Origin of the sequence: Brevibacterium moorei (assembly GCF_024580735.1) — a bacterium.
GTDB lineage: Bacteria > Actinomycetota > Actinomycetes > Actinomycetales > Brevibacteriaceae > Brevibacterium > Brevibacterium moorei.
The window spans coordinates 80703-106819 of sequence record NZ_JANIJX010000005.1; the positions used below are offsets into that span (position 1 = coordinate 80703).

Here is a 26117-nt window from a genome sequence, read left to right on the forward strand (position 1 = left end):
GCGCTGCCCCCGGAGGAACAGCGCACATTTTCACCGGCTCGGCGAATCCGGGTCAGCCCTGGTAGTTCGCGAAGGCGTTGATGCCCGTGAGCGCGCGGCCGATCGTCAGCTGGTGGACCTCGTGGGTGCCCTCATAGGTCAGCACCGTCTCCAGGTTGATCGCATGGCGCAGCACCGGGTACTCACTGGTGATGCCCGAACCGCCGAACAGCGCGCGCAGATCGCGGCAGATGTTCATCGCGGTATCGGCGTTGACCATCTTGCCCAGGGAGATCTGCTCCGGGGTGACTCCGGCCGCTGAATCCTTGATTCGGCCCAGGTGGGCGGCCAGCAGCGTGATCTGCGAGTACTGGCCGAAGGCCTTGGCCAGCTTCTGCTGGGAGATCTGGAAGGACGACAGCGGACGGTCGAACTGGATGCGCGTGCCGGTGTAGTCCAGCGCCGCCTCCAGTGCGTCGCGGGCAGCGCCGGTGACGCCGAAGACGATGCCGAAGCGGGCCTCTGACAGGCACGACAGGGGACCCTTGAGGCCCTCGGCCTTGGGCAGCATCGCATCGGCGGGCAGGCGCACATTGTCCAGCACGATCTCACCGGTGATCGAGGCGCGCAGGGACAGCTTGCGCTGGATCTTCGGCGCGGAGAACCCGGGGGTGTCGGTGGGGACCACGAAGCCGCGGACCATCGGCCGGCCCTTCTTGTCCAGCTCCTCGGTCTTCGCCCAGACCACGGCGACGTCGGCCACGGGGGAGTTCGTGATCCACATCTTGGCGCCGTTGAGGATCCAGTCGTCGCCGTCCTTCTTCGCGTGCGTCTTCATGCCCGCAGGGTCGGAGCCGACATCGGGTTCCGTCAGACCGAAGCAGCCGATCGCCTTGCCGGCTGCCATCTTCGGCAGCCATTCGTTCTTCTGGTCCTCCGAGCCCCAGTGGTGGATGGCGAACATCGCCAGGGAGCCCTGGACGCTGACCAGGGAGCGCAGGCCGGAGTCGACCGCTTCGAGTTCGCGGCAGGCCAGGCCGTACTGCGTGGCCGTCGAGCCGCCGCAGCCGTAACCCTCGAGGTGCATGCCCAGCACGCCCAGCTCGCCCAGGCCCTCCGCCAGCTCGCGGGCGGGAATGGTGCCGTCGAGGTAGTAGTCGCCGATGTTCTCACGGACGTTGTCGTCGAGCCAGCTGCGGACGATGCCGGCCCACTCGAGATCGTCCTTGTCGAATACCGAATCGATGCCCAGCAGCTGATCCGGGGTGATGGTCTTGGCCATGCGAGTTCTGCTCCTTCAAGCGATGTCGCGGTCTTGCCCGCGCCCTGGCGTGCGGTTGCCGACTGGCATGCGGTTGCCGAGGGGAGAGTAACCGGTTGCGCGTTTCCGGGCAGTCCGGTCCGACTTCACGACGTTGTTTCAGAATCGTTTGGCAGGATCGGTCAATGTGACTGCCCAAACACTGATCCTACTAGGAGCCACCGGTTCCATTGGCACACAGGCCCAGGATGTGGTCCGCACCCACCCGGAAAACTTCCGGCTGACGGGCCTGGCGGCCGGTTCGAACCTGACCGCTGCGGCGCACGCCGCAGTAGAGTTCGGCGTGGAAACCCTGGCCCTGGCCCACGTCTTTGCCCTCGGAGCCGTGCGCGAGGCACTCGCCCGCGCCGGGGCCGAACTCGGCCGGCCCGACCCCGTCACCCGGATCCTGCTCGGCCCGCGGGCCGCGGCCGAGCTGGCGGGAACTCCGGCCGATCTGGTGCTCAACGCGATCACCGGGGCCGCCGGCCTCTCGGCCACCTTCGCCGCCCTGGACCACGGAACCGACGTGGCCCTGGCGAACAAGGAATCACTCATCATGGGAGGGACCCTGGTGCTCGAGGCCGCCAGGGCCACCGGCGCCCGGCTGCTGGCCGTCGACTCGGAGCACTCCGCGATCGCCCAGGCCCTGCGCGCCGGCACCCACGGCGAGGTCGCCCGCCTGGTCGTCACCGCCTCGGGCGGGCCGTTTCGCGGCATGTCCGCGGCCGAGCTGGCCACGGTCACCCCGGGCCAGGCGCTGGCGCATCCGACCTGGCAGATGGGCACCGTCATCACGACGAACTCCGCGACCCTGGTCAACAAGGGCCTCGAGGTGATCGAGGCGCATCTGCTCTTCGGCGTGCCCTTCGAGGACATCGAGGTCGTCGTCCACCCCCAGTCGCAGATCCACTCGATGGTCGAATTCCGTGATGGCGCGACGATCGCCCAGCTCTCCCCACCGGATATGCGCCTGCCGATCGCCTATGCCCTGGCCCGCGGCGCCCGCCTGCCCCGGGTAGCGGCCGGAAACGCCTGGAACAGGCCTGTGACCTGGGACTTCGCACCCGTCGACCGGCGGGCGTTCCCCGCTCTGGACCTGGTGGTCGAGGCCGGGCGGCGCGGCACCACCTATCCCGCTGCGCTCAACGCGGCCAATGAGGAACTCGTCGCGGCCTTCCACGCCGGCCGGATCCGCTTCACCGATATCCCCACGGGTCTGGCATACGCCCTGCAGGCCCACACTCCGGCGGCGGATTTCACCAGGGCCGCGATCGGCGCCGCGGACGCCTGGGCCCGTGCCACGATCGGCAGGTGGATCGCAGCCCGTGAACCGGTGGCCCGTGAGCCCGAGCCGGGGGTGGAGCGCGCATGACGGCACTGCTCTACATTCTCGGCGTCCTGCTCCTGCTGGTGGGCGTCGGCCTGTCGATCGGGCTGCACGAACTGGGGCACCTGACCTTCGCCAAGCGCTTCGGAGTCAAGGTCAGCCACTATATGATCGGCTTCGGCCCGACCCTGTTCAAATTCCGGCGCGGGGAAACCGAGTACGGCGTCAAACTGCTGCCGCTGGGCGGCTTCATCGCGATGCCCGGTATGTACCCGCCGAAGGATCGGACGAATACGCGGATCGGCGAGGACGCCCTGGCGCCTGTCGCCCCGCACGCTCTGGTGGAACAGCCGGCGGGTGTCGCAGCCACGCAGGGCCCATCCGCGCAGGGGGAGCCCGGCGGGAGGCAGCGGCGGCGCCGACCCTTCGAGACGACGATGGCCGAGGCCCGGGCCTATTCGAACCAGGACATAGTGCCGGGGGAGGAACACCGGACCTTCTACGCCCTGTCGGTGCCCAAGCGCCTGGCCGTGATGTTCGCCGGACCCGCCGTCAACCTGGTCCTGGGAATCATCATCATGTTCATCGTGCTGGTGTGCATCGGCGCCAACCTGCAGCCGACGACTACGGTGCAGACCATCGTTGAATGCGCGGTGCCCGCCTCGCAGGCACAGGAGCGGCAGGCCGAAGCGGCGAAGCAGGGCAGGGCCGAGGCGGCCTGCACGAAAGCGGACCCCCTGACACCGGCCTGGCAGGTCGGCCTGCGTCCGGGCGATCGGATCGTCTCGATCGCCGGCCATGCCACCTCGGACTGGGCCGCCCTGGGCTCCCAGGTCCGCGCGGCGGCCGGCACCACGGTGCCCATTGTGATCGAACGCGACGGCGCCAGGCAGACCCTGGACGTCCCCGTGATCCGCAGCGAACAGGCCGTCACCGATGAATCCGGCCATCCGGTGACCGGTGCGGACGGTAAGCCGGAGACCCGCGAAGAGGGGTTCCTGGGGATCTCGCCGACCATGGACCGCAGCGGCATCCCCGTCGGCGAGTTCCCCGGGCAGATGGGACAGCTGATCGGCCAGACCTTTGACGCGCTCATCCACCTGCCGCAGCGGCTGGTGGCGGTGGGCCAGGTGGCCTTCGGCGACGCCGAACGCGATGAGAACAGCCCCGTGGGAATGGTGGGCGTGGGGCGGGTGGCCGGCGAGATCGTGTCCTCGGACCGCCTGGACGTCACGGATAAATTCCTCACGGGACTGAACCTGCTGGGCGGGCTCAACCTGTTCCTGTTCGCCTTCAACATGGTGCCGCTGCTGCCCCTGGACGGCGGGCACATCGCCGTGGCCCTCTATGAGGGGGCGCGGCGGCGGATCAACCTGCGCCGCGGACGGGGTGTGATCGGCCCGTTCGACACAGCCAAACTGCTGCCGCTGACCTATGCGGTCACGGGCCTCATGCTGTGCATGACCGTGCTGCTGGTCTACGTCGACATCTTCAAACCGATCCGCCTGGGACTCTAGGCGGCATAGACTTTCACCGAGACAGCTTAGAAGGGAACAGAAGTGACCTCGATCGATCTGGGAATGCCGGCGGCACCGCCCCCGGTGCTGCGCCCGCGGCGCCCCACCCGGCAGATCCACGTGGGAGCCGTGGGAGTGGGATCGGACTACCCCGTGAGCATCCAGTCCATGACCACCACACCCACCACCGACATCAACGCCACCCTGCAGCAGATCGCGCAGCTGACGGCAGCCGGCTGCGACATCGTGCGCGTGGCCTGCCCGACCGCCGACGACGCCGAGGCGCTGACCGCGATTGCCGCGAAGTCCAAGCTCCCCGTCATCGCCGACATCCACTTCCAGCCCAAATACGTCTTCAAGGCGATCGAAGCCGGCTGTGCCGGGGTCCGCGTCAACCCGGGCAACATCCGCAAATTCGACGACCAGGTCCGCGAGATCGCACAGGCGGCCAAGGACCACGGCGTATCCCTGCGGATCGGAGTCAACGCCGGATCCCTGGACAAACGGCTGCTGGCCAAGTACGGCAAGGCCACCCCTGAGGCACTGGTGGAGTCCGCCGTCTGGGAGGCCTCGTTGTTCGAAGAGCACGACTTCCACGACTTCAAGATCTCCGTGAAACACCACGACCCCGTCGTCATGGTGGCCGCCTACGAGATGCTGGCCGAACGCGGGGACTGGCCACTGCACCTGGGCGTGACCGAGGCGGGCCCCGCCTTCCAGGGCACCATCAAATCGGCCACCGCCTTCGGAGCGCTGCTGAGCCGCGGCATCGGCGACACCATCCGGGTGTCCCTGTCCGCGCCCCCGGTCGAAGAGGTCAAGGTCGCCGAACAGATTCTGCAATCGCTCAATCTGCGCCCGCGCAAGCTCGAAATCGTCTCCTGCCCGTCCTGCGGGAGGGCCCAGGTCGACGTCTACAGCCTGGCCGAGAAGGTCACAGCGGGACTCGAGGGCATGGAGGTGCCGCTGCGCGTGGCCGTGATGGGCTGCGTGGTCAACGGCCCCGGCGAAGCGCGCGAGGCGGACCTGGGCGTGGCCAGTGGCAACGGCAAGGGACAGATCTTCGTCAAGGGCCAGGTCGTCAAAACGGTGCCGGAATCCCAGATCGTCGAAACCCTCATCGAAGAGGCGATGCGCATCGCCGATGAGTCCGGTGCCCCGGCGGGGCACCCGGAAGTCGTCGTCGCACAGTGAGCTTCCATTCTGTGCGGACCGGGCAACCAGCAGGCGGCGGGGACCCCGACGGCTATATCCGTCGGCTGGAACCCATCCACCTGGGCTGGTTGCGCGAGGCGGTGGCGGCCGCTCCTGCCGAACACTGCTACCTGTCGCAGCTGCTGGCCGTTCACGGGCGCAATCTGACGCAGGCGATGACGGGCACCCTCTACGGATACTTCCGCGCAGGCCGGCTGTGCTCGGCGTACTGGCTCGGCGGTACCATCGTGCCGGTCCGTGCGACCCCGGAGTCGAATGCCGCCATCGCCCCGGTGCTGGCGGCCCGGCGCAGGGCCGCGGTGTCGATCATCGGCGCGGCCGGTGCGGTCCTCGACCTGGCCGGCCGCACCGGCTGGGGCGAGCCCCGCGGGGTGCGCCCGGACCAACCGCTGTTGGCCGCGATCGCAGCCCCCGATGTCGCAGCGGACGCCCGCCTGCGCTTGGCCCGCCCGGCCGATCTGCCCCTGGTCTTCCCCGCCTCGGTCGCCATGTTCGAGGAGGAACTGGGCTTCAGCCCCCTGGAGGGCGGGGCGAGTGGCTACCGCGACCGGGTGGCCGGCCTGCTGGCGGCCGGCTCCACCTACGTCATCACCGAACCGGATGGCAGCGGCGGCCAGCGAATCCTGTTCAAGGCCGACCTGGGACTGCGCTCGCCGGACTCTGTGCAGGTCCAGGGGGTGTGGGTGGCTCCTGCCGCGCGTGGACACGGGGTGGCTGCCGGGGCGATGGCGGCGCTGACCCAGGACGTGCTGCGCCGGGTCGCACCGGTGGTCTCCCTGTACGCGAATTCCTATAACATCCCGGCCCTGAAGTCCTATGCCCACGCCGGCTACCGGCAGGTCGGGACCTTTGCGACCGTCATGTACCGAGGAGGCGCCGGAGCGGAACGGTTCGCCGTGTGATGCGGGCCCGGTTATGCTTGACGGGTGTGTCCGGAGCACTCGGGCGCCTACTTAGCATCACCTACTTAACGCTCGTTCAATTTGGCGGCTATGGTGTGATCAGGATTCTCCCCACTAGTGCCAAGGAAGGCTTCATGGCAGCGTCGACGCAGAAGAAGAAAAAGAAGAAGTCCAAGGGCTTCGACTTCCAGCCCTTCATCAAACCGGGACTCTACGCTCTGGGCGGCATCGTCGTCCTTGCGATCCTGGTCGGTCTGGCGATCTGGCTGCGAACCTTCGACGGGGTGCAGGCCTTCATCGAGAAGTTCCCCGGTCAGTCCGCTGCCAATGAGGTCCGCCGCGGTGCCGATGGGATCCCCGCCTGGTTGTCCTGGCAACACTTCCTGAACATGTTCTTCATGCTCACGATCATCAGGACCGGGCTCGACGTGCGCAACAACCCCAACCCCAAGGGGCACTGGACACGCAACAACAAGGGCCTGATCAAGACCAAGGGCGCCCCGAAGAAGATCACCCTGAACCTGTGGACCCACTTCACCATGGACTTCCTGTGGTTCCTCAACGGCCTGGTGTTCTTCATCATGCTCTTCGCCACCGGCCAGTGGCGCCGCATCGTGCCCGCCAGTTGGGACATCTTCCCCAATGCGATCTCCACCGCCCTGCAGTACGCCTCGATGAACTGGCCGACCGAAATGGGCTGGACGAACTACAACGCCCTGCAGGTCCTGGCCTACTTCGTCACGGTCTTCATCGCCGCTCCGGTCTCGCTCATCACGGGCCTGCGGATGTCGAATGCGTGGAAGAACGAATGGAAGATCAACAAGGTCTTCAAGGTCGAGTACGCCCGTGCGCTGCACTTCCCGACGATGCTCTACTTCGTCATCTTCATCTGCATCCACGTCTTCCTGGTCTTCGTCGGCGGCCTGGTCGCCGGTCTGCGGGAACAGCACGGCTGGTTCGCCAGCCTGATGGGCAATATCACCCATATGTACGGCGGTTCCCCGGATATCACCGCGACATGGTTCGGCTTCCTGATGTTCGCGATCTCGATCGTGGTGCTGGTGGCCGGCTGGTTCCTGCTGCGGCCCATGTTCCTCACGCCGATCGCCAACCTGTTCGGCAAGTCCTCCCGCTGACCCGTCCTCTCCTGTGTAGTTCCACTACTTGACGAATTGTTGATATATCGGTGATTTCAGGCAGAAATCGTCATTTCGTTAAGTAGTGGAACTCTGCGCTCGGGAGGTCAGTGACTGTCGCGGCCGCGCAGGCGGTCGAGTTCCCGCCGGTCCTTCTTCGTGGGCCGGCCCGTGCCCGGATCGCGTTTGGGCAGGGCCGCGCGCAGTAGCGGACTGGGCGTGGGGGAGTGGTCCAGATAGCAGGCCTGCGCCATGGGCGCGGGGCCCCGCGTATCGAGGAACCCCTGGACCACCAGGACGCGTTCCGCCCCGGGACGCCTGACCCTGACCTCCTGGCCGATCCTGACCTTCTGCGCGGGCTTGACCTTCACTCCGTCGATCTGCACATGGCCTGACTTCAGGGCCGCCTGCGCCGCCGACCTGGTCTTGCAGATGCGCACGCACCACAGCCACAGGTCGATGCGCTGGGTGGTGGCCGGATCGAAGTTCAGTTCTGGCATGGGACCACTGTAGGGCACCACCGCGGGCCCGGCGCAATGATAATCTCATGAGGGTTGCAATCTGCGCGCCGGACTCACCGCGCGCCCCACGTTTTCCAAGGAGAGACCACCATGCCCATGCGGATGTCCTCGCTGTTCGTGCGTACCCTGAAGGAGGACCCGGCTGACGCGGAGGTCAAGAGTCACAAGCTGCTGCACCGCGCGTCCTACATCCGCCGCGCCGCCCCCGGTGTCTACACCTGGCTGCCGCTGGGCCTGGCCGTGCTGGGCAAGATCGAGGAGATCGTCCGGCAGGAGATGACCAGGGCCGGTTCCCAGGAAGTCCACTTCCCCGCCCTGCTGCCGGCCGAACCCTATGAGAAGTCCGGGCGCTGGGCCGCCTTCGGCGAGGGTATCTTCCGCCTGCAGGACCGCAAGAAGGCCGACTACCTGCTGGCCCCCACACATGAGGAGATGTTCACCCTGCTGGTCAAGGACCTGTACTCCTCGTACAAGGACCTGCCGGCGAACCTGTTCCAGATCCAGACGAAGTACCGTGATGAGGCCCGCCCGCGCGCCGGCCTGCTGCGCGGACGCGAGTTCATCATGAAGGACGCCTACTCCTTCGACGTGGACGACGCCGGCCTGGACGTCCAGTACGAGAAGATGCGCGAGGCCTATGTCCGCGTCTTCACCCGTCTGGGCCTGCCCTATGTGATGGTCGAGGCGACCCCCGGCGCGATGGGCGGCTCCGGCACCCACGAGTTCCTCTACCCATCGGAGGTCGGCGAGGACACCTACGTCCGCACCGCAGCCGGCTACGCCGCCAATGTCGAGGCCGTCACCACGGTGGTCCCCGAGCCGATCCCGTTCGACGGACTGCCCGCCGCACACGTCGAGGACACCCCCGACACCCCCACGATCCAGACACTGGTCGATGCCGCGAACGCCGCGCATCCACGAGCCGACCGGGCATGGACCGCCGCAGATACGCTCAAGAACGTCGTGGCGACCGTGATCCACCCCGACGGCACCCGCGAGGTCATCGTCATCGGCCTGCCCGGCGATCGCGAGGTCGACTTCGGCCGTGCCGCCGGCACCGGCCTGTTGGGCGACGGTGAGGTCGATCTCGAGGCCGCCACACCCGAGGACCTGGCCCAGCATCCGGGCCTGGTCAAGGGCTACATCGGGCCGGGTCTGACCCTGGACGCTCCGGTGCTTGGCACAGAGGGTTCCACCGGCCTGCGCTATCTGCTGGATCCGCGCGTGGTCGATGGCACCCGCTGGATCACCGGCGCGAACGCCGCGAACCGGCACGTGTTCGATCTGGTCGCCGGCCGTGATTTCCGCGCCGACGGTTTCATCGAGGCCGCCGAGGTCCGGCCCGGCGATCCGGCGCCCGACGGCTCGGGGGAACTCGAGCTGGCACGCGGTGTGGAGATCGGGCAGATCTTCAAGCTGGGCCGCAAGTACGCCGAGGCGCTCGACCTCAAGGTGCTCGACGTCAACGGCAAAACGCAGGTCGTGACCATGGGCTCCTACGGTATCGGCGTGACCCGAGTAATGGCCTGCATCGCGGAGGAATACGCAGATGACAAGGGCCTGCTGTGGCCCCAGCACCTGGCCCCGGCCGACGTTCACATCGTGGCCACCGGCAAGGACTCCTCGGTCTTCGACACGGCTGAGTCCCTGGCGGCGGACCTGGAGACCCGCGGGGTCTCCGTGCTCATCGACGACCGCCCCAAGACGAGTCCCGGTATGAAGTTCGGCGATGCCGAACTGCTGGGTATCCCGACCATTCTGGTGGTCGGCCGCGGGTTGAAGGACGGACTGGTCGAATTGCGCGATCGGTTCACCGGGGAATCCCGCGAACTGCCCGTGGCCGAGGCCGTAGACGCCCTGGCGGCGCACGTCGCGGCAGGCTACGCCAAGGCGACGCTGGCCGACTGACCGATTCGAAGCGCAGGGAGGCCGTACCGGGATGAACGCAGTCGAACTCGGCCCGTGGATCATCGTGGCCCTGGTGGCCGGTGGTCTGCTGGCCGGGTGGATCGATGCAGTTGTCGGCGGCGGGGGCCTGATCCAGCTGCCGGTGCTGTTATTGGTCCCAGGGATGAGCCCCATCCAGGCGGTGGCGACGAACAAGGTCGGCTCGATCGTCGGCACCGCCGGCAGCACCGTGACCTATCTGCGCAAGGTCAAACCCGATAAATCGCTCACTGTGCCCGGCGCGGTGTTCGCTCTGGCCGGGGCGGTGGTGGGTGCGAAGATCGCCACCCTCATCCCCGGTGACGCCTTCGAGCCGATCATCGTGCTGGTGCTGCTGGGCGTGGGCGTGTTCACCCTGCTCAAGCCGGCCATGGGCGCCGAGGCCCATCTGCGCTTCGGCCTGCGCTCCAAGCGCCACCACGCGCTGGGCTGGCTGCTGGGCCTGGTGGTGGGAGTCTACGACGGCGCCCTGGGGCCCGGCACCGGATCGTTCCTGGTCATCGGCCTGGTGGCGCTGCTGGGCTTCAGCTTTCTGCAGGCCTCGGCCAGCGCCAAGATCATGAACCTGGCGACGAATCTGGGAGCCCTACTGCTCTTCGTGCCGGCCGGCCATGTGGTGTGGGCGGCCGGGTTGGCGGTAGCGGTGGGAAATCTGGCCGGCGGCATCATCGGAGCGCGCACCGCCCTGCGCTTCGGCTCCGGTTTCGTGCGCATCGTGTTCATCGTCGTGCTGGTGGTGCTCATCATCACGCTGGGCGCACCGCTGCTGGCCAACCTTGTGACTGTCGAGGGCTGAGCTCAGCCCAGGCGCTTGAGGGAGTGGGCATCGACTCCGCCCACGTCCATTCCCGCCAGCGCGCGCATCACCCACAGCGACCTGGCGGCGTCGCCGAAGGACTTCAGCGTGCCGTTGTAGGCGCTGTGCAGATACCAGAACATGTTCTGCGCCTCCCTGGCGATCGCAGCCCCGAGGCCGTAGTTCGGTTCGATGTCGGCGTGCCTGCACAGATCGGCGCCGAAGTCGCGCAACCACTTGGCCTGGCCGGCCGGAGTGCCGCCCGGTAGCTCGAACAGACGGTTCCACAGGATCGGCGCGACGGTGTAGGCGGTCGGTCCGGTCAGCGGCTGTGGATCGATGGCCTTCCAGGTGGCGACTCCGTGGGCGTCCGGATTGCCCGCCAGGATGTTGTAGTAGTGCAGATCGGCGTGTAACAGCCATTGCTCATCGGAGGCGGCCAGGTACCGGGTCCAGGACCTGGCCATGTCCAGCAGCGCCCGATCACCAGGGTGGAAGTCGGGGAATGACGACAGCAGGTTCAGATCCTGGTCGAATTTAGCATCCCAGCCCGCAGCGATGTCCTGGACCCGTACGAAGCCGGCGGGTCCGGGCACCTTGAGCGCCCTGGCCAGCTGACCCCAGATCGGGGCGACGGCCTCCAATGGCTCGGTCGACAGGTTGACCCGGGTGCGCAGGCGCTCCTGCATCGTGGCCCGGAAGGTCGCGTCCTGGTAGATGATGCGCACGGCCCCATGGCCGTTCCACAGTTCGAGGGCGCGCAGGACCTGTTCGTGCACATGTGGATTGTTCCGATTGGGTGCGGCGATTCGCACGACCGCCTTGTAGTTGTCCTGACTGAGCACGGGGATGACGATCGATTCCGCGCCGGCCCAGGGGGAACCCGGTTTGGGGTCGGGGGTGAAGTGCCACCGGTCCATCAGCTCCAGGTACATATAGTCCAGCGCTGCGGCCCAGGCATGGGCGCGCTCGCCGCCGATCGCCTCGGCGGCGGAGTTCAAAAGCACCTGTGGGACCTGCACGTCCTTACTCCCCGTTTCCGCTCGCCGGGGCCAGCGCACCCGGGTTTTGGCCGGTGTAGTCGAAGCGGACCGCCTGGACGCCGCCGGCCCTTCCACGTGCCCAGCCGGTGTACCAGAGGTTCGCCACGCCGAGGTCGCGGGCGCCGCCGGTCAGCAGCAGGGACCCGATGCGCGCGGCCAGCAGGTCCTCGAGCCCCCTGGCCATGGTCCTGGCCCCGGTCTCATCGTGTGGATCGGAGTCGAATGACCAGGCCGGGCGGTTCGCCACGGGCTCGCCCCCGGCAGCCCGCAGCAGCGCATTGCCCTGTGCCGAGGCCGTGTTCAGTTGCGCGATCCGCTCCCGTGCAAAGGTCCGGTAGGCGCTGCCCGTCGGTGCTGCGACGGCAACCCGCGTGTAGCCGGCCCCGGCCTGATAACAGGCGGTGACGAAGGCCGCCAGTGCTTTCGTCCGGTCGTCCTCTGTGTGCTTCTGCACATCCGGACTCGGCACGGTGGCAGGTGCCGCGGCCTGCCGGGCGACGAACAGGCGGCCGATCACGGTGGCCGACTGGCCGGGCAACTCCGCTGCGGTCAGGCCGGCGCCCACCGCGACATCGGCCAGGGTGGTGAGCATCGCGGCGTCCTCGGCCAGGGCGGGCAAGCCGTCGAAGAAGGCCGAGACCGTCTGTCGCAGACCGGTCGCTGCGGGCAGCGCACCGGTAGCCGAGGCGGTGGCTGCTGTGGTGGGCCGCGCCGGGCCGAGTGCTGCGCGCAGCTGGGAGACGGCGCGCGCGGTGCCTCCGGAGGATTGGATACGGGCCAGGAGTTCTGCCATGGCGCTGCGGACGGTGTCGGCGGGCCCGGGGGTGGGGCGCACCGGGCCCTGTTCGAGGCGCAGGCCGCAGCCGGTGAGGGCGAGAACGGCGATGCCGGTGAATCCCATGAGGACGGAGCGGCGTCCATAGGAGCGTCCATAGGAGGGGGTCGGCGTGCGCATATCGTCATCCTATACGCGCGCCCGGCCGCCCTGCCGATAGGCTGGTCCCCGGGCCGGAACCGTGGCCCCGGTGGATGAGTGAAGCGACGAGCGGAAACAAGGAGTACCGGCATGGCCGATGACGTGGAAGTGGTGCGGGGCGCGATCGCCGGCCCCCTGGCGGAGGCCGGATTGTTCCTGGAAGAGGTGTCCGTGCACGCGGCCGGGCCCGGCCCCACCCTCGAGGTGGTCGTCGATCTGGATACCGAGGAGGCCGAACCCACCTCGTTCGCGGACGTGGAACGCGCCACACGGATCGTCTCGGAGTTGACCGACGGACTCGAGCTGTTCGGTGCCCGCCCCTACGACCTGCAGGTGTCCTCCCCGGGGGCCGAGCGTCCGCTGTCCACACCGCGACACTATCGCCGGGTGATCGGGCGGACCGTCCAACTGGACACGGCCGAGCAGCGCTACACCGGTGAGCTGGCCGGGGTGGAGGACGACGGTGCGGGTTCCGCGACGCTCGTGCTCACCGGCGCGCGCGCAGGGACGGATTTGCGTCCGGGCAAGGGCCCGAAGGTGCCGGATCCGCTGCGCTTGGCGCTGGGCGACGTCCACGGGGCCCATGTACTGGTGAAGTTCAAGTAGGCTCAGGGCCCTGGCGCCCACGGCCGGGAGGAACTATCCTGGTCACTCAGCTCAATATCGACAATTGAACGCCGGAAACTCCGGTGCCGGGTAAGTTAGGCAGTGATATGGACATCGACCTCGGCGCTCTGCGCATGATCGAACGCGAACGCGACATCCCCTTCGACACACTCGTCGACCTCATCGAGCAGGCCCTGCTCATGGCCTATCAGCGGACCGAGGGCTACTACCCGGATTCCCGCGCCGAACTCGACACCAAGACCGGCACCGCCACCATCTGGGCGGTGGAGTTCAACGACGACGATGAGCCGATCGGCGAATTCGACGACACTCCGGAGGGCTTCGGGCGGATCGCGGCGATGACCGCCCGCAACGTCATCCACCAGCGCCTGCGCGATGTCGAGGACGAGAACGTGCTGGGCGTGTTCAAGGGCCGGGAGGGCGAACTGGTCTCAGGAGTCGTCCAGCAGGGCCGCGATCCGCACATGGTCCAGGTACAGCTGGGCGATGTGGAGGCCGTTCTGCCCCCGCATGAACAGGTCCCCGGCGAGGTCTACCGGCACGGTGACCGGATCCGCGCCTATGTGGTCGACGTCCACAAGGGGACGAAGGGGCCGTCGGTCTCCCTTTCGCGCACCCACCCGAACCTCGTGCGCAAGCTGTTCGCGCACGAGGTTCCGGAGATCGCCGACGGCACGGTCGAAATCGTCAGCCTGGCCAGGGAGGCCGGCCACCGCACGAAGATGGCGGTGCGCGCGAGGAAGGCAGGGGTCAACGCCAAGGGCGCGTGTATCGGCGAACTGGGCGCCAGGGTGCGCGCGGTGATGGCCGATCTGGGCAATGAGAAGATCGACATCGTCGATTACAACGAGGACCCCGGCAAGATGATCGCCAATGCGCTGTCGCCTGCGAAGGTCAAGCGGGTCGAGGTGCTCGACGCGGCAGAACGTTCCGCGCGGGCCACGGTGCCGGGCGATCAGTTGTCCCTGGCGATCGGCAAGGAGGGCCAGAACGCCCGCCTGGCGGCGAAGCTCACCGGCTGGAAGATCGACATCGTAGCCGCCTGAACGGCTCTGGTGCTAGAATAATGGGGTGACTGCCTTCCATACACCCGTTCGCACATGCATCGGGTGTCGCAGTCGCGAAGAGTGGGATTCACTTGTGCGGCTCGTCGTCGATGTTGATTCGGATCCATCGACGCGGCCGCATATTCGCGTGGATCCGGAGCATCGGCTCGCCGGCCGGGGCGCCTGGATCCACCCCACGCAACAGTGCTGGTACAAGGCACTGCAGAAGAACGCGTTCGCGCGCGCCTTCCGTCGGCCGGTCGCGGCCGACCGGGCGCCCGGACCGTTCGCAATCACGGAAAGTGGTTAAAGAAGATGGAAACCAAATTGTGAGTGTCCGGCGATGACACCGAAGACAAATGGTCGTGGGCAGTGAAATGAGCGCTGTTCACCCGCAATGAGGTTCCTTCCTGTCCGGAGGGGACCCGGACAGGAGAAATGTGGCTAAGCCCCGTGTCCATGAGCTCGCGAAGGAGCTCGGCACAACCAGCAAAGACGTGCTGGCCAAACTGCAGGAAATGGGCGAATTCGTTCGCTCGGCGTCCTCGACCGTGGAAGCCCCGGTCGTTAGGCGACTGAAGGAGTCGTACGGCTCCTCCGACAAGGCCGACAAGCCGGCCAAGGCCGCACCCAAGCCCGGCGCCAAGCCGGCCGCTCCGAAGCCCGGCGCGCGTGCACCCAAGCCGGGTGCCGCCTCGGGCCACGCCGCGCCGAAGCCGGGTGCCAAGCCCGCGCCCAAGCCGGGCGCGGCCCACCATGAGCGTCACGAAACGCCGAAGCCGGCCGCGCATGCGCCGACTCCCAAGGCCCAGCACGACGCGAAGGCCCCCAAGCCCGCAGGTCACGCTCCGAAGCCGGGCGCGCGTGCACCCAAGCCGGGTGCCGCCTCGGGCCACGGCGCGCCGAAGCCGGGTACCAGGGCCAATCGGCCGGGCAACAACCCCTTCGCCACGAGCCAGGGGATGCCCAAGCCCGGTGCCAAGCCGGGCCCCAAGCCCGGTGGAAACCGCGACGGCGGCAACCGCTCGGGTGGCCCGAAGCCGGGCGCGCGTCCTGGCAACAACCCCTTCGCGGCCAGCCAGGGGATGCCCAAGCCCGGTGCCAAGCCGGGTCCCAAGCCCGGTGGAAACCGCGGCGGCTCGGGTGCGGCCGGTCCGCGTCCCGGTGGCCCCAAGCCGGCACCGCGTCCCGGCGGCCCGCGGCCCAATGTGCCGCGTCCCAACCCCGGGATGCTGAAGAACTCCGCCCTGGCCAAGCCCGCGCCCTCGCGCGGCGGTGGTGGCGGACGTCCGGGTGCGCCCGGCAACGGTCCCGGCAACCGCGCAGGCGGACCGGGTCGTCCCGGTGGCGGCGGTCGTGGCTCCGGTCGCGGTCGCGGTGGCACGCAGGGTGCATTCGGCCGCGGTGGCGGTCGGGCGCGCAATAAGAAGTCCAAGCGCGCCAAGCGCCAGGAACTCGAGGATATGCAGGCACCGTCGGTCGGCGGCGTCAAGGTTCCCCGCGGCAATGGGTCGACCCCGCTGCGGTTGCGCCGCGGCGCCTCGCTGGCCGATTTCGCCGAGAAGATCAACACCGATCCGACGAACCTCGTGACCATCCTGTTCCACCTGGGCGAGATGGCCACGATCACGCAGTCGCTCGACGAGGACACGTTCCAGATCCTGGGCGAGGAGCTCGGCTACAAGGTCGAGGTCGTCAGTCCCGAGGACGAGGACCGCGAACTCCTGGAGAGCTTCGACATCGACCTCGACGCCGAGGAAGAGGACGACGAGAACATGGTTCCGCGTCCCCCGGTCGTCACGGTCATGGGCCACGTCGATCACGGTAAGACCAAGCTGCTGGACGCGATTCGCTCGTCCAATGTCGTCGCCCGCGAGGCCGGCGGCATCACCCAGCACATCGGTGCCTACCAGGTCGAGGTCCCGCACGATGGCCAGGAGCGCAAGATCACGTTCCTGGACACCCCCGGTCACGAGGCGTTCACCGCCATGCGTGCCCGCGGTGCCAAGGTCACCGACGTCGCGATCCTGGTGGTCGCGGCCGACGATGGCGTGATGCCGCAGACGATCGAGGCGTTGAACCACGCCCAGGCGGCCGGTGTGCCGATCGTGGTCGCGGTCAACAAGATCGATAAGGAAGGCGCCAACCCCGCCAAGGTCATGCAGCAGCTGACCGAATACAACCTCGTGGCCGAAGAATACGGCGGCGACACGATGTTCGTGCCGATCTCCGCGCTCAAGCGCGAGGGCATCGACAAGCTGCTCGAGGCCGTCCTGCTGACCACGGACGCCGCGCTGGAACTCAACGCGGATCCGACCAAGCAGGCCCGCGGCATCGCGATCGAGGCCAAGCTGGACAAGGGCCGCGGCGCGGTCGCCAGCGTGCTGATCGAGAACGGCACCCTGCGCCAGGGCGATCCGTTCGTCGTCGGCACCGCCTACGGTCGCGTCCGCGCGCTGTTCGACGAGTACGGCGAGCAACTGGAGGAAGCGGGCCCCTCGCGGCCCGTGCAGGTGCTGGGTCTGTCGACCGTGCCGCGCGCCGGCGATGCCTTCCTGGTCACCGACGATGAGCGCACCGCCCGGCAGATCGCGGAGAAGCGCGATGCGCTGGAGCGCAATGCCGCTCAGGCGCGGACCCGCAAGCGCATCAGCCTCGAGGACTTCACGAAGGCCCTGGAGGAGGGCAAGGTCGACATGCTCAACCTGATCCTCAAGGGCGATGTCTCCGGTGCCGTCGAGGCCCTGGAGGATTCGCTGCTGAAGATCGATGTGGGCGACGAAGTCGATCTGCGCATCATCCACCGCGGCGTGGGTGCCATCACGGAGAACGACATCAACCTGGCGACGGTCGACAATGCGATCGTCATCGGCTTCAATGTCCGTCCGGAGGCCAAGGCCCGCGACCTGGCGGAGCGCGAGGGCGTGGATGTCCGGTACTACTCGGTCATCTACGATGCGATCGACGACATCGAGAGCTCGCTCAAGGGCATGCTCAAGCCCGAGTTCGAAGAGGTCCACACGGGTTCGGCGGAGATCCGTGAGATCTTCCGCTCGTCCAAGTTCGGCAACATCGCGGGTGTCATCATCCGCGACGGGCTCATCAAGCGCAATTCGAAGGCGCGCGTCACCCGCGACGGGATCGTCGTGGGCGACAACCTCACCATCGAATCGCTGCGCCGCTTCAAGGACGACGTCACGGAGATCCGCGACGGGTTCGAGGGCGGTATCGGCCTGGGCAAGTTCAACGACATCCGCGAGGGCGATCTGATCGAAACCTTCGAGATGCAGGAGAAGCCGCGCGACTGAGCGTCGTTCGGATAGGGTGAGGGTCCGTGGGCTGTATGCCCGCGGGCCCTCACCCGTGATTACACGTGGTACATGGAGAGTAAGGAACGACAATGGCCGATCCCACCCGCGCAAGGAAGATCGCGGACCGCATCCGCGTCATCGTGGCCAGCACCGTGGAGAAGCGGGTCAAGGACCCGCGCCTGGGTTTTGTGACGATCACCGACGTTCGCGTCACCGGTGATCTGCAGCATGCCAGCGTGTTCTACACGGTCTACGGAACCCCGGATGAGCTGGCCGGGACCGCGGCCGCGCTCGAATCGGCCAAGGGCCTGATCCGCAAGGAGGTGGGCCGCGGCCTGCATATCCGGCTGACCCCCACCCTGGAATTCATCGCCGATGCGGTGCCCGCGGCGGCTGCGGAACTCGACGAGCTGCTGGCCAGGGCCGCGGCCCAGGATGCCGAGGTTGCGGCCCTGGCACGCGAGGCCAAACCCGCAGGCGAGGCCGATCCGTACCGCAAGCCGCGGGAGGAACCGGAGGACTGAGTGGTCCGGGCGCGCCGGGACCGGACGGTTCCGGCCGCCGTGCCGCGCAGGCCCGGGCCTGCTGATACGGCCCCTTGCCGGGCGTGCACTCCGTCAGCGTGCGGGATGCATGTCGGGGAAAGGGGCCGTTATCACATTGTTACTCAAGCGATTGCTCGGTAGACTGTCGTGCAGTGCTCCGGAGCCACCGGAGCGGCCGGAAACCCGGTCGTGCACGACGATGATTGGAATGACACGTGGGTAAGCACTCCGCGCCGAAGGCGTCCCGCCGCAATTCCGCTGCGGGCATCCTGGCGGTTATGGACAAGCGGCCCAAGATGGCCGCGATCGTGGTTCCGGTGGCAGCCGGCGCCCTTGTCCTGGGGTCGACCGCCGTTGTCACCGGCAGCCAGTCAGCCGCGGACGGAGCCAATGTCTCCACCGCCAGTGCCCAGGAGGCTGTGGCCCAGCCCGGCGGTGACCTCGCGCAGGCGCAAAGCGATGAGGAGTTCCTGGGGGAGCAGACCTCGAAGAAGGGCTTCAAGAAGGCCGTAAAGACGAAGGCCGTCGAGGCGAACCTGGAGACCCCGGCCGCTGCGGCGGACTCGGCAGGTGGGACCGGTGCCGACGCGGGTGCAGTTTCCTCCTCCGGTGGGGTATCGAACAAGCCCTGCAAGGTCTCCAGCGGGGTGGAGAAGAACTTCAAGCCCAATGCCGTCAAGGTCTACCGCGCCGTGTGCGCCAAGTACCCGCAGGTCAAGACCTTCGGCGGCTACCGCAACGATTCCGGTTCCGATCACGGCACCGGGCACGCCGTTGACATCATGATCAGCGGTTCGACGGGTGATTCGATCCGCGACTACGCGATTAAAAACGCCAAGGCCCTGGGTGTGAAGTACGTGATCTGGGAACAGAAGCTCTACGCGCCGTACACGAACAATTGGCAGGGTCGTCCGATGCCGGATCGGGGGTCGGCCACCGCCAACCACTTCGACCACGTGCACGTGTCGGTGAACTGAGGTATAGGTCGCCGGGCCGGGTTCGGCCCACGGTGGGGCTCCGCTGAAACGGGGTTGCTCCCCGCTAGGATGGGGGAGTGGGGAAGAAGAACGACTCGGGTGCCACGGGCATCCTGCTCATCGACAAGGACCAGGGAATCAGCAGCCACGGCGTGGTCAGCCGGGTCCGCAAATGGCTGGGTACCCGGAAGGTGGGCCACGCAGGCACCTTGGACCCCATGGCCACCGGACTGCTGGTACTGGGCGCCGGCAAGGGCACGAAGCTGCTGACCTACCTGGTGGGCTGCGATAAGACCTACCTGGCGACCATCCGCTTGGGTGCCTCGACGCCCACAGACGATGCGGATTCCCCCGCGGACACCTTCGCAGATCCCTCGGTGATCTGCTCGCTGGCCGGGGAACTCCAGCACGGTGCTGCGGAGGGTTCGTCGGCTGCGGCCTCGGGCCTCGGCTCCGGCGTCGCCCGGATCGAGGCGGCGCTGGCACCGCTGCGCGGGGACATCGAACAGGTGCCCAGTGCGGTATCGGCGATCAAGGTCGACGGGGTGCGCTCCTATGCGCGCGCGCGCGCCGGCGAGGACGTCGAGCTCAAGGCCCGGCCGGTCACCGTCTCCCGCTTCGAGGTGCTGGCCGAACCCCGCGTGGCCGTTGAGGACGGTCGCACCTATATCGATATCGACGTGGTGGTCGACTGCTCATCGGGCACCTATATCCGCGCGCTGGCCCGGGACCTGGGCCGTGCCCTGGGGGTCTACGGCCATCTCACGGCACTGCGGCGGACCAGGGTGGGCGCTTTCACCGTGGAACAGGCACAACCTGTGCCGGACTTCGAGGCTCTGGCCGATGGGTCCGGGAGAGTTCCCACTGCGCGGCTCAAGCCCCTGGCTCTGGTGGCCGCGAGCGTGCTGCCGGTGATCACGGTGGACGAAGCCGAGGCCCTGGCCCTGGCACAGGGGAAATTCGTGCCGGTGGCGGTGCCTGCGGGTATCGGGCCGCAGCACAGGGTCTCTGTGCTCACCGGTGACCGGCTGGTGGCCGTCGCCCACCTGGACCGCGGCCGCCTGGCCGTGGACACGGGCTTCCTGACCCCGGCCGATCTGGGGCATTGAGTCCGGCGCGGGGGAGCGGGCATAGGACTTGTCGACGGCGCCCCTGCGATAAACTTGGGTGGCGCTCGGGATGATCCCGGGCGCATGTGATGACTGCTGGACGGTACAGGGAGAGGACGGCTGCGGCGTGGAGGTTTTCCGGTCGGTTGTTCAGGCGCGTGAATCCGGACTCTTGGACGGCGGAACCGCCCTGACCATCGGCAACTTCGACGGGGTCCACAAGGGCCACCTGGCCGTTCTTAAGCATCTGGTGACCTTGGCACAGGACAAGGGACTGGCCTCGCTGGCGGTGACCTTCAGCCCTCACCCGGCGATGGTGCACAACCCCGATCACGCACCCGAACTCATCACCGGTGAAGCGGAGAAGATCCGCAGGCTGGCCGCCACCGGGATCGACGCAGTGCTCATCCAGCCCTACTCATTGGATTTCGCGCAGCAGACGGCGGACGAATTCGTCCGTGACTACCTGGTCGGCAAGCTCGGCGCCAAGGCGGTCTTCGTCGGTGAGGACACCCGTTTCGGCAAGGACAATGCCGGTGGGGTCTCCACCCTGGAGGAACTCAGCACCGAGCTGGGTTTCGTCATGTGCGCACCTTTGAAGAATGTGGGGACCGGTGGGGAGCGCTATTCATCCACGGAGATCCGCAGTCTGTTGGCCCGCGGCGAGGTGGCCGCTGCCGCAGCCGTTCTGGGCCGGCGCCATGTGCTGGAGGGAACGGTGGTCCATGGCGACGCCCGTGGACGTGAAATGGGCTTCCCCACAGCGAACATGGGAATGGATGTGGCCGGTCTGATTCCGGCTGATGGCGTCTATGCGGGATGGCTGCGCTTCGACGACAGTGAACTGTTGCCCGGCGCTATATCAATCGGCACTAATCCCACGTTCGAGGGGAACGAACGACGGGTCGAGGCCCACGTCGTGGGCGTCGAGTTCGGCCAGCTGGACGTCTACGGTACGCATATGCGGATCGAATTCGAGTCTCGGATCCGCGGCCAGGTGACCTTCGACGGAATGGATGCCCTCATCGTGCAGATGGGGCAGGACCTGGTCGACACCAGGGCCGCATTGGGAATCTGAGGGATACTCCTCGGGAGGCTCTGGTTCCGGGGCCGATTCCTGCTTCCTGCCGGGTCGACCGACGCCTCAGGTGACGCGATGTGACACGGCCCATGCGGCCTCGGCCGTGGGGCGATAGCGTGCCAAATGTCGATATACCGGGCGGCCCACCGCCCGCACCCCACGACACGATGTCGGGGCCGCGAAGCGGTCCGAATGCGAAGGAGCACCATGCGATACGGTTACTGGACCCCCGTCTACGGCGGATTTCTGCGCAATGTCGGTGACGAGGGTATGCCCGCCACCTGGGACTACATCAAGCGGGTCTCCCAGACCGCAGACCGGCTGGGCTTCGACCTGACCCTGGTGCCCGAGCTCTACCTCAACGACCGCAAGGGACCCGAGGCACCCAGCCTGGAGGCCTGGAGCCTGGCCACCGCGATCGCCGCTGTGACCGAGAACATCGAGATCCTCACCGCGATCCGCCCCGGCTTCCACAACCCGCAGATCACCGCGAAGACCGTGTCGACCCTGGCCGATATCAGCGGCGACCGGTTTTCGCTCAACGTCGTCGCCGCCTGGTGGGCCGAGGAGGCCAAGCAGTTCGGCGGCGTGTTCCCGCCGCACGACGACCGCTACGTCCACTGCACGGAGTTCGTCAACGCACTGCGCGGCCTGTGGTCGCAGACGCCGTACAGCCAGTCGGGCAAGTACTTCGACATCCAGAACACTGTGGTCGAGCCCAAGCCCGCGAAGACCCCCAAGATCTTCGCCGGCGGGGAATCCGAATCCGGGCGTGAGGCCATCGCCGCCTTCGCCAACTCGTATGTCACCCACGGCGGCACCGTCGAGGAGATCCGCGAGAAGGCCGCCGACGTCAACGCCCGCCGCGAGCGTCTGCAGGGAGCGCCGTTCGAAACGATCGGCATGTCCGCCTATGTCATCGTGCGCGATACCGAGGCCGAGGCGCGCAAGGAGTTGGAACGCATTACGACCGTGGACCCGAACTCGCCAGGGTACGCCAGCTTCGAGGAGTTCCGCGCGAACTCGAACCTCGATCTGGAGCTGTCCAAGCGCGAGTACTCGGTCGGCACTCGCGCGCTGCGCCCCGAACTGGTCGGCACGCCCGAACAGGTCGCCGAGAAGATCAAGGCCTATGAGGACGCCGGATTGAACCTGGTGCTGATCCAGGCATCGCCTTTGGACTCCGAACTGGAGCGCATCGCCGCGGATCTGTTCCCGCTGCTGAAGTAGGGTCCTGGGCCGGCGGCAGATGCTGCCGATATGGTGGAGGCTTGACGGCCTTCCAGGGTTCCATGAAATGGAACCCTGGAAGGCCGTCGTTCGCATTTGGGCTGTTTTCCGGATCGTGGTCTGGGTCGGCGGGCAAATTTTTTTGTGACTTGTGCAATGCCTCCTCGCGCTTGCTGGAGCGGATCGCCGCGGTGAACCGGGCGTCAGTAGCACATAAGGTGCATTTTGTTGTGGAGACACGCCGTGTACGGTGTGCATTATGCGATTCGATCTGAAAAAATCGACTCTTCCCTCGCAGCCCGGCATCGGAGCGCGTCCTCGTATGCGGCCGTCTCGGCTTTTGTCCGGCCTGATCGTCGTAGGAGCACTTGTCACAGGGTCCGTGGTCACGCAGCAGGCGCCGGCCTCTGCCGGCACTTCGCTGTCGTCCGGTGCCGCCGACCTCAGCGCCACAGATGGTGGTGGCGCAGGCCGCGGTGCCGGTGCGTCGAGTGTTCCGCGCATGTCCGGGGGTGCGACCCAGCCGTCCCGGAAGCAGATGAACACCGCCCATGATCACGTGATGGGTGCAGGCGTCCGGCAGGATTCCGGTCCTTCCAAGAAGCCCGGGAAGTCGAAGGGGAACGGTCCGAAGCACACGAAGAAGTCCGCCGGTAGGCTCAAGGGCGTGGATGTCAGCCGGTGGGACTCGATCAACGCGGCTGACTGGAGGTCGATGGCGGGCCAGGGCATTAAGTTCGCCTATGTCAAGGCCACCGAGGGTACGGGCTACGTCTCCACCAGCTACTCCTCGCAGTACAAGGGTGCGGCGAAGGCCGGCATCATCCGCGGCGCTTACCACTTCGCGACGCCCGACACCTCCTCCGGTAAGAAGCAGGCGTCCTACTTCGTGAGCCACGGTGGTCGTTGGCGGTCGGACGGGAAGACGCTGCCGCCGCTGCTGGACTTGGAATACAACCCGTACGGCTCCACCTGCTACGGCATGAGCGATGCCAAGATGGTCAAGTGGATCAGCGATTTCTCTGCCACGGTGAAGAAGACGGGCACTCGGCCCGCCATCTACACAACGCGTGACTGGTGGCAGCAGTGCACGGGCAATTCGAAGAAGTTCGGCGCCAACCCGCTGTTCATCGCACGGTATCCGAGCTCGTACTCCGATGGCCCCGGTCGGCTGCCCGCTGGTTGGAAGAACTTCACCTTCTGGCAGTACACCGAATCCGGCAGGCCGGTGCCGGACATGGATGTCTTCAACGGTGGTATGAAGCAGCTGAGGGCCCTGACAAAGGGTGCCTGAGTAGATGGTTGCCTGAGTACGAGCGCTGCCTGAGTCAAGAGGCAGCCGAGGCCGGGACTGGGAGGATTCCCAATCCCGGCCTCTGCGTGTTACATCGGTGGTACTCGCGGGTTGGGTGTTCCTCGGGTGGGGTGCCGGCGCCTTTCGGTGGCACTCGCGAGTTGGATGCTAGTCGGGTTGAGTTTGCGCGCCTTGTCTGTCGTGTCAGATGCGCGCGCATACCCTGCCACCCAGCGCATCTGCTACCACCGAAACAGAGGGACGTTACTCGGCAAACATCGGAAACCAGTTTCGAATAAACCCTTCCCTTCATGAGTGACACACGCTACACTTGAAGTAGGTCAGGAAACCCGAATCGGACAGTGAAGTCCCCTTCGGTTTTACGGCTCGTCTTCCCCGACACAGTCACAGCACGCGTGCGCTGAATACTCAGCGCGGCTTCTGACAGCAACGTCCGGACCTGGTTCCGGTCCGGTAGAGGAGGGGAGAGGTCATGACTATCGATTCCACCCTCCCGCGTGCTGGTTCCCCCGATCCGGACGAGCCGACAGGCTCACCCTGCAATGGCCAGGGCCTGTCGGGAGGTGGTCCGGCTCAGAATCCGGATGCGGCTGATGGTGCCGGGGTCTTCACCCGTCCAGCTGACCCCTTGCTGACCCCCGACGATTGGGGGCGTCTACAGGAGATCGCTCCGGAACTCGCTGTTGCGGCTGAGTCACTCGCTGGTCTGTGTGCCGGTGTGGGTACGGATCCCAGTCTCGATGCTTCCGACCTGCTCCTGGTGCTCAAGGGAATCGAACACCTCACCCGGGTGACCGCCTCGACGGAGGCTGTTGTTGTGGCGCGGGCCGAATACGAGGTGCCCACTGTTGATTATGGTGCGAAGACTCTTCCGGCCCTGGTGACTCGCCTGTTGAGGATTGATGGGGCGGCCGCGAGGCGGCGGGTGCGGTTTGCGCACGCGATCGGTGTCGGCCGGTCTCTAACGGGTGCCCGTCTGGAGCCGGCCTACCCGCATGTTGCCCTCGCCCTGGCGGACGGGGGTGTGTCGGTGGATCAGGCGCAGGCGGTGATCCGGGAGATCGAGAAGATCCCCCGCCGGGTCAGGCATGTTCATCACGCCACGGCGGAGAGACTGTTGGTTCAGACGGTGCCGAGTGTTGATGTGGACCAGATTCGTGTGCTGGGTTCTCGGATCCGAGCCTATCTGGATCCTGATGGGCGTTTCGCGGAGGTTCCGCCGTTGGTTGATGAGTTTCATGTGACGGTGACACCTAGGAGGAATGGTGCGTGGAATCTGACGGGCCTGTTGGATCCGGTGACGGGTGGGAAGTTGCATGGGCTCTTGACGAATCGGCAGGAGCCCGGAGCGCCGGTGGAGGACGCGACGGGAACGGGCACGGTTACTGAGGTCGGTGGCCTGGATGCGGTTCCCGCTGATGAACCGCCCGGTGATCTAGCACCGACGGCGGTGACGGTTGATGGGCAGCCGACAACGAAGGCGGATCATCCGTTTGGGTATCGGGAGCGGCCCGATGGTGCCAGGCGTCATGACATGTTCGCGACCTTGATTGACCGGGCCGCGGGTTCGGGTCCGCAGGGTGCGGGGATGGCCCTGATCGTCACAGCGACTGCTGAAGAGTATGCGCAGGGGAAGGCGGAGGTGGAATCCACTGCCGGCCCGATCGGGTTACAGGATCTGGAATCCCTGTCCCCGGGGGCACTCGTGTACTTCCAGGCCAACCAGCCGGGGACACGTGAGGTGACCGTGAGGAGTGCGGGCAGGTTTGCTACGCGGCGGCAGGTTGAGTTGATTGCGGCCAGGGATCGGGGGTGTACGTTCCCGGGTTGTGATATGCCGGTGGGGTGGTGCGATGCCCACCATATGATCCCCTGGTCCTCCGGTGGGTCGACGACGGTATCGAATCTGACCTTGGCGTGCCGGTTCCATCACACGTGGCATGACCAGCATGGGTGGAGGGCCGAGTTGATTGGCGGTTTGCCGGCGTGGATTCCTCCCCGGCATGTTGATATCGAGCAGCGGCCGGTGTTTCATTCCCGGTTCGCGGCTGCTCTGGTTGATGTGAGTGCTGCGCGGAATGAGGCGGGTCTACCGCCGGTGTGGGTGCCAGAGGACTTCTCCCCACCGGGGTGGGAGGCAGCAGACTCCCCCGATCCACCTGACCCGCCTGGAACAACGAACGCAGACGATACGGACGTCCCACCCTTCTAAAC

22 protein-coding genes are annotated in these 26117 nt (G+C 66.8%); 18 read left to right on the top strand and 4 right to left on the bottom strand.

Annotation, left to right across the window (positions count from 1 at the left end; all coding sequences use genetic code 11):
- Positions 1 to 52: 52 nt before the first annotated feature.
- Positions 53 to 1261, bottom strand: coding sequence for an acyl-CoA dehydrogenase family protein (locus NQ034_RS05205; protein WP_257047433.1), 1209 nt, complete (start codon positions 1259 to 1261; stop codon positions 53 to 55).
- A 166-nt stretch (positions 1262 to 1427) separates the two neighbouring features.
- Between NQ034_RS05205 and dxr the strand changes: the two genes are divergently transcribed.
- The 5 genes from dxr to NQ034_RS05230 all read left to right on the top strand — a co-directional run bounded on the left by dxr (position 1428) and on the right by NQ034_RS05230 (position 7379).
- Positions 1428 to 2654, top strand: a complete 1227-nt coding sequence (gene dxr / locus NQ034_RS05210; protein ID WP_257047434.1) for a 1-deoxy-D-xylulose-5-phosphate reductoisomerase — start codon at positions 1428 to 1430, stop codon at positions 2652 to 2654.
- Positions 2651 to 4126 carry a M50 family metallopeptidase gene (locus NQ034_RS05215; protein WP_257047436.1) on the top strand — a complete coding sequence of 492 codons (1476 nt, stop codon included), beginning with the start codon at positions 2651 to 2653 and terminating at the stop codon, positions 4124 to 4126. Before dxr ends, NQ034_RS05215 begins: the two co-directional genes overlap by 4 nt.
- Positions 4127 to 4168: 42 nt before the next feature.
- On the top strand, positions 4169 to 5320 hold the full coding sequence (gene ispG, locus NQ034_RS05220) for a flavodoxin-dependent (E)-4-hydroxy-3-methylbut-2-enyl-diphosphate synthase (protein ID WP_257047438.1): 1152 nt from the start codon (positions 4169 to 4171) through the stop codon (positions 5318 to 5320).
- A complete protein-coding gene (locus NQ034_RS05225) occupies positions 5317 to 6243 on the top strand; it encodes a GNAT family N-acetyltransferase (protein WP_257047439.1) in 927 nt (308 codons plus the stop codon). Before ispG ends, NQ034_RS05225 begins: the two co-directional genes overlap by 4 nt.
- Positions 6244 to 6377: 134 nt before the next feature.
- Positions 6378 to 7379 (top strand): cytochrome b/b6 domain-containing protein, encoded by a 1002-nt coding sequence (locus NQ034_RS05230; RefSeq protein ID WP_257047441.1) that lies wholly within the window; start codon positions 6378 to 6380, stop codon positions 7377 to 7379.
- 107 nt (positions 7380 to 7486) lie between these two features.
- On the opposite strand, the gene NQ034_RS05235 is transcribed toward NQ034_RS05230, so the two are convergent.
- Complete coding sequence (locus NQ034_RS05235; RefSeq protein ID WP_257047443.1) at positions 7487 to 7879, bottom strand: RNA-binding S4 domain-containing protein; 393 nt, start codon at positions 7877 to 7879, stop codon at positions 7487 to 7489.
- Between the two features lie 111 nt (positions 7880 to 7990).
- Between NQ034_RS05235 and NQ034_RS05240 the strand changes: the two genes are divergently transcribed.
- Together NQ034_RS05240 and NQ034_RS05245 are read left to right on the top strand one after the other, a co-directional pair.
- Positions 7991 to 9808 (top strand): proline--tRNA ligase, encoded by a 1818-nt coding sequence (locus NQ034_RS05240; RefSeq protein WP_257047445.1) that lies wholly within the window; start codon positions 7991 to 7993, stop codon positions 9806 to 9808.
- 31 nt (positions 9809 to 9839) lie between these two features.
- Entirely contained in the window at positions 9840 to 10643 is an 804-nt protein-coding gene (locus NQ034_RS05245) for a TSUP family transporter (RefSeq protein ID WP_257047446.1), read from the top strand.
- A 2-nt stretch (positions 10644 to 10645) separates the two neighbouring features.
- Here NQ034_RS05245 and NQ034_RS05250 read toward each other — a convergent pair whose 3' ends face one another.
- Both NQ034_RS05250 and NQ034_RS05255 read right to left on the bottom strand, forming a co-directional pair.
- Positions 10646 to 11665, bottom strand: a complete 1020-nt coding sequence (locus tag NQ034_RS05250) for an aminoglycoside phosphotransferase family protein (protein ID WP_257047447.1) — start codon at positions 11663 to 11665, stop codon at positions 10646 to 10648.
- Between the two features lie 4 nt (positions 11666 to 11669).
- Entirely contained in the window at positions 11670 to 12641 is a 972-nt protein-coding gene (locus NQ034_RS05255) for a hypothetical protein (protein ID WP_257047449.1), read from the bottom strand.
- Positions 12642 to 12752: 111 nt separating this feature from the next.
- Here NQ034_RS05255 and rimP point away from each other — a divergent pair, with 111 nt between their 5' ends.
- The 11 genes from rimP (at position 12753) to NQ034_RS05310 (ending at position 26115) form a co-directional block, all read left to right on the top strand.
- Complete coding sequence (gene rimP, locus NQ034_RS05260) at positions 12753 to 13268, top strand: ribosome maturation factor RimP (RefSeq protein ID WP_257047450.1); 516 nt, start codon at positions 12753 to 12755, stop codon at positions 13266 to 13268.
- Between the two features lie 107 nt (positions 13269 to 13375).
- Positions 13376 to 14335, top strand: coding sequence for a transcription termination factor NusA (gene nusA / locus NQ034_RS05265; protein WP_257047452.1), 960 nt, complete (start codon positions 13376 to 13378; stop codon positions 14333 to 14335).
- Between the two features lie 25 nt (positions 14336 to 14360).
- The gene (locus NQ034_RS05270) at positions 14361 to 14645 is read left to right on the top strand and encodes a YlxR family protein (RefSeq protein WP_257047453.1); all 285 of its coding nucleotides are present in this window, start codon (positions 14361 to 14363) and stop codon (positions 14643 to 14645) included.
- Positions 14646 to 14775: 130 nt separating this feature from the next.
- Positions 14776 to 17643 (top strand): translation initiation factor IF-2, encoded by a 2868-nt coding sequence (gene infB, locus NQ034_RS05275; protein WP_257047454.1) that lies wholly within the window; start codon positions 14776 to 14778, stop codon positions 17641 to 17643.
- Between the two features lie 92 nt (positions 17644 to 17735).
- Positions 17736 to 18170, top strand: a complete 435-nt coding sequence (gene rbfA, locus NQ034_RS05280) for a 30S ribosome-binding factor RbfA (RefSeq protein ID WP_257047455.1) — start codon at positions 17736 to 17738, stop codon at positions 18168 to 18170.
- Between the two features lie 236 nt (positions 18171 to 18406).
- Positions 18407 to 19168: a VldE C-terminal domain-containing protein gene (locus NQ034_RS05285; protein ID WP_257047456.1), complete on the top strand. Its 762-nt coding sequence runs from the start codon at positions 18407 to 18409 to the stop codon at positions 19166 to 19168.
- A 77-nt stretch (positions 19169 to 19245) separates the two neighbouring features.
- Positions 19246 to 20277: a tRNA pseudouridine synthase B gene (locus tag NQ034_RS05290; RefSeq protein WP_257047457.1), complete on the top strand. Its 1032-nt coding sequence runs from the start codon at positions 19246 to 19248 to the stop codon at positions 20275 to 20277.
- A 127-nt stretch (positions 20278 to 20404) separates the two neighbouring features.
- Complete coding sequence (locus NQ034_RS05295; protein WP_257047458.1) at positions 20405 to 21355, top strand: bifunctional riboflavin kinase/FAD synthetase; 951 nt, start codon at positions 20405 to 20407, stop codon at positions 21353 to 21355.
- A gap of 210 nt (positions 21356 to 21565) precedes the next feature.
- The gene (locus NQ034_RS05300; RefSeq protein ID WP_257047459.1) at positions 21566 to 22588 is read left to right on the top strand and encodes an LLM class flavin-dependent oxidoreductase; all 1023 of its coding nucleotides are present in this window, start codon (positions 21566 to 21568) and stop codon (positions 22586 to 22588) included.
- Positions 22589 to 22970: 382 nt separating this feature from the next.
- A complete protein-coding gene (locus NQ034_RS05305) occupies positions 22971 to 23882 on the top strand; it encodes a lysozyme (RefSeq protein ID WP_257047460.1) in 912 nt (303 codons plus the stop codon).
- A gap of 493 nt (positions 23883 to 24375) precedes the next feature.
- Positions 24376 to 26115, top strand: a complete 1740-nt coding sequence (locus NQ034_RS05310; RefSeq protein ID WP_257047461.1) for an HNH endonuclease signature motif containing protein — start codon at positions 24376 to 24378, stop codon at positions 26113 to 26115.
- Positions 26116 to 26117: the final 2 nt, after the last annotated feature.

Excerpts from the sequence above, each read along its gene's own strand:
- NQ034_RS05205 (WP_257047433.1), bottom strand. The coding sequence starts at position 1,261 with ATGGCCAAGACCATCACCCCGGATCAGCTGCTGGGCATCGATTCGGTA.
- NQ034_RS05215 (WP_257047436.1), top strand. The coding sequence starts at position 2,651 with ATGACGGCACTGCTCTACATTCTCGGCGTCCTGCTCCTGCTGGTGGGC.
- NQ034_RS05230 (WP_257047441.1), top strand. The coding sequence starts at position 6,378 with ATGGCAGCGTCGACGCAGAAGAAGAAAAAGAAGAAGTCCAAGGGCTTC.
- NQ034_RS05235 (WP_257047443.1), bottom strand. The coding sequence starts at position 7,879 with ATGCCAGAACTGAACTTCGATCCGGCCACCACCCAGCGCATCGACCTG.
- NQ034_RS05240 (WP_257047445.1), top strand. The coding sequence starts at position 7,991 with ATGCCCATGCGGATGTCCTCGCTGTTCGTGCGTACCCTGAAGGAGGAC.
- NQ034_RS05245 (WP_257047446.1), top strand. The coding sequence starts at position 9,840 with ATGAACGCAGTCGAACTCGGCCCGTGGATCATCGTGGCCCTGGTGGCC.
- NQ034_RS05255 (WP_257047449.1), bottom strand. The coding sequence starts at position 12,641 with ATGCGCACGCCGACCCCCTCCTATGGACGCTCCTATGGACGCCGCTCC.
- rimP (WP_257047450.1), top strand. The coding sequence starts at position 12,753 with ATGGCCGATGACGTGGAAGTGGTGCGGGGCGCGATCGCCGGCCCCCTG.
- nusA (WP_257047452.1), top strand. The coding sequence starts at position 13,376 with ATGGACATCGACCTCGGCGCTCTGCGCATGATCGAACGCGAACGCGAC.
- rbfA (WP_257047455.1), top strand. The coding sequence starts at position 17,736 with ATGGCCGATCCCACCCGCGCAAGGAAGATCGCGGACCGCATCCGCGTC.
- NQ034_RS05300 (WP_257047459.1), top strand. The coding sequence starts at position 21,566 with ATGCGATACGGTTACTGGACCCCCGTCTACGGCGGATTTCTGCGCAAT.
- NQ034_RS05310 (WP_257047461.1), top strand. The coding sequence starts at position 24,376 with ATGACTATCGATTCCACCCTCCCGCGTGCTGGTTCCCCCGATCCGGAC.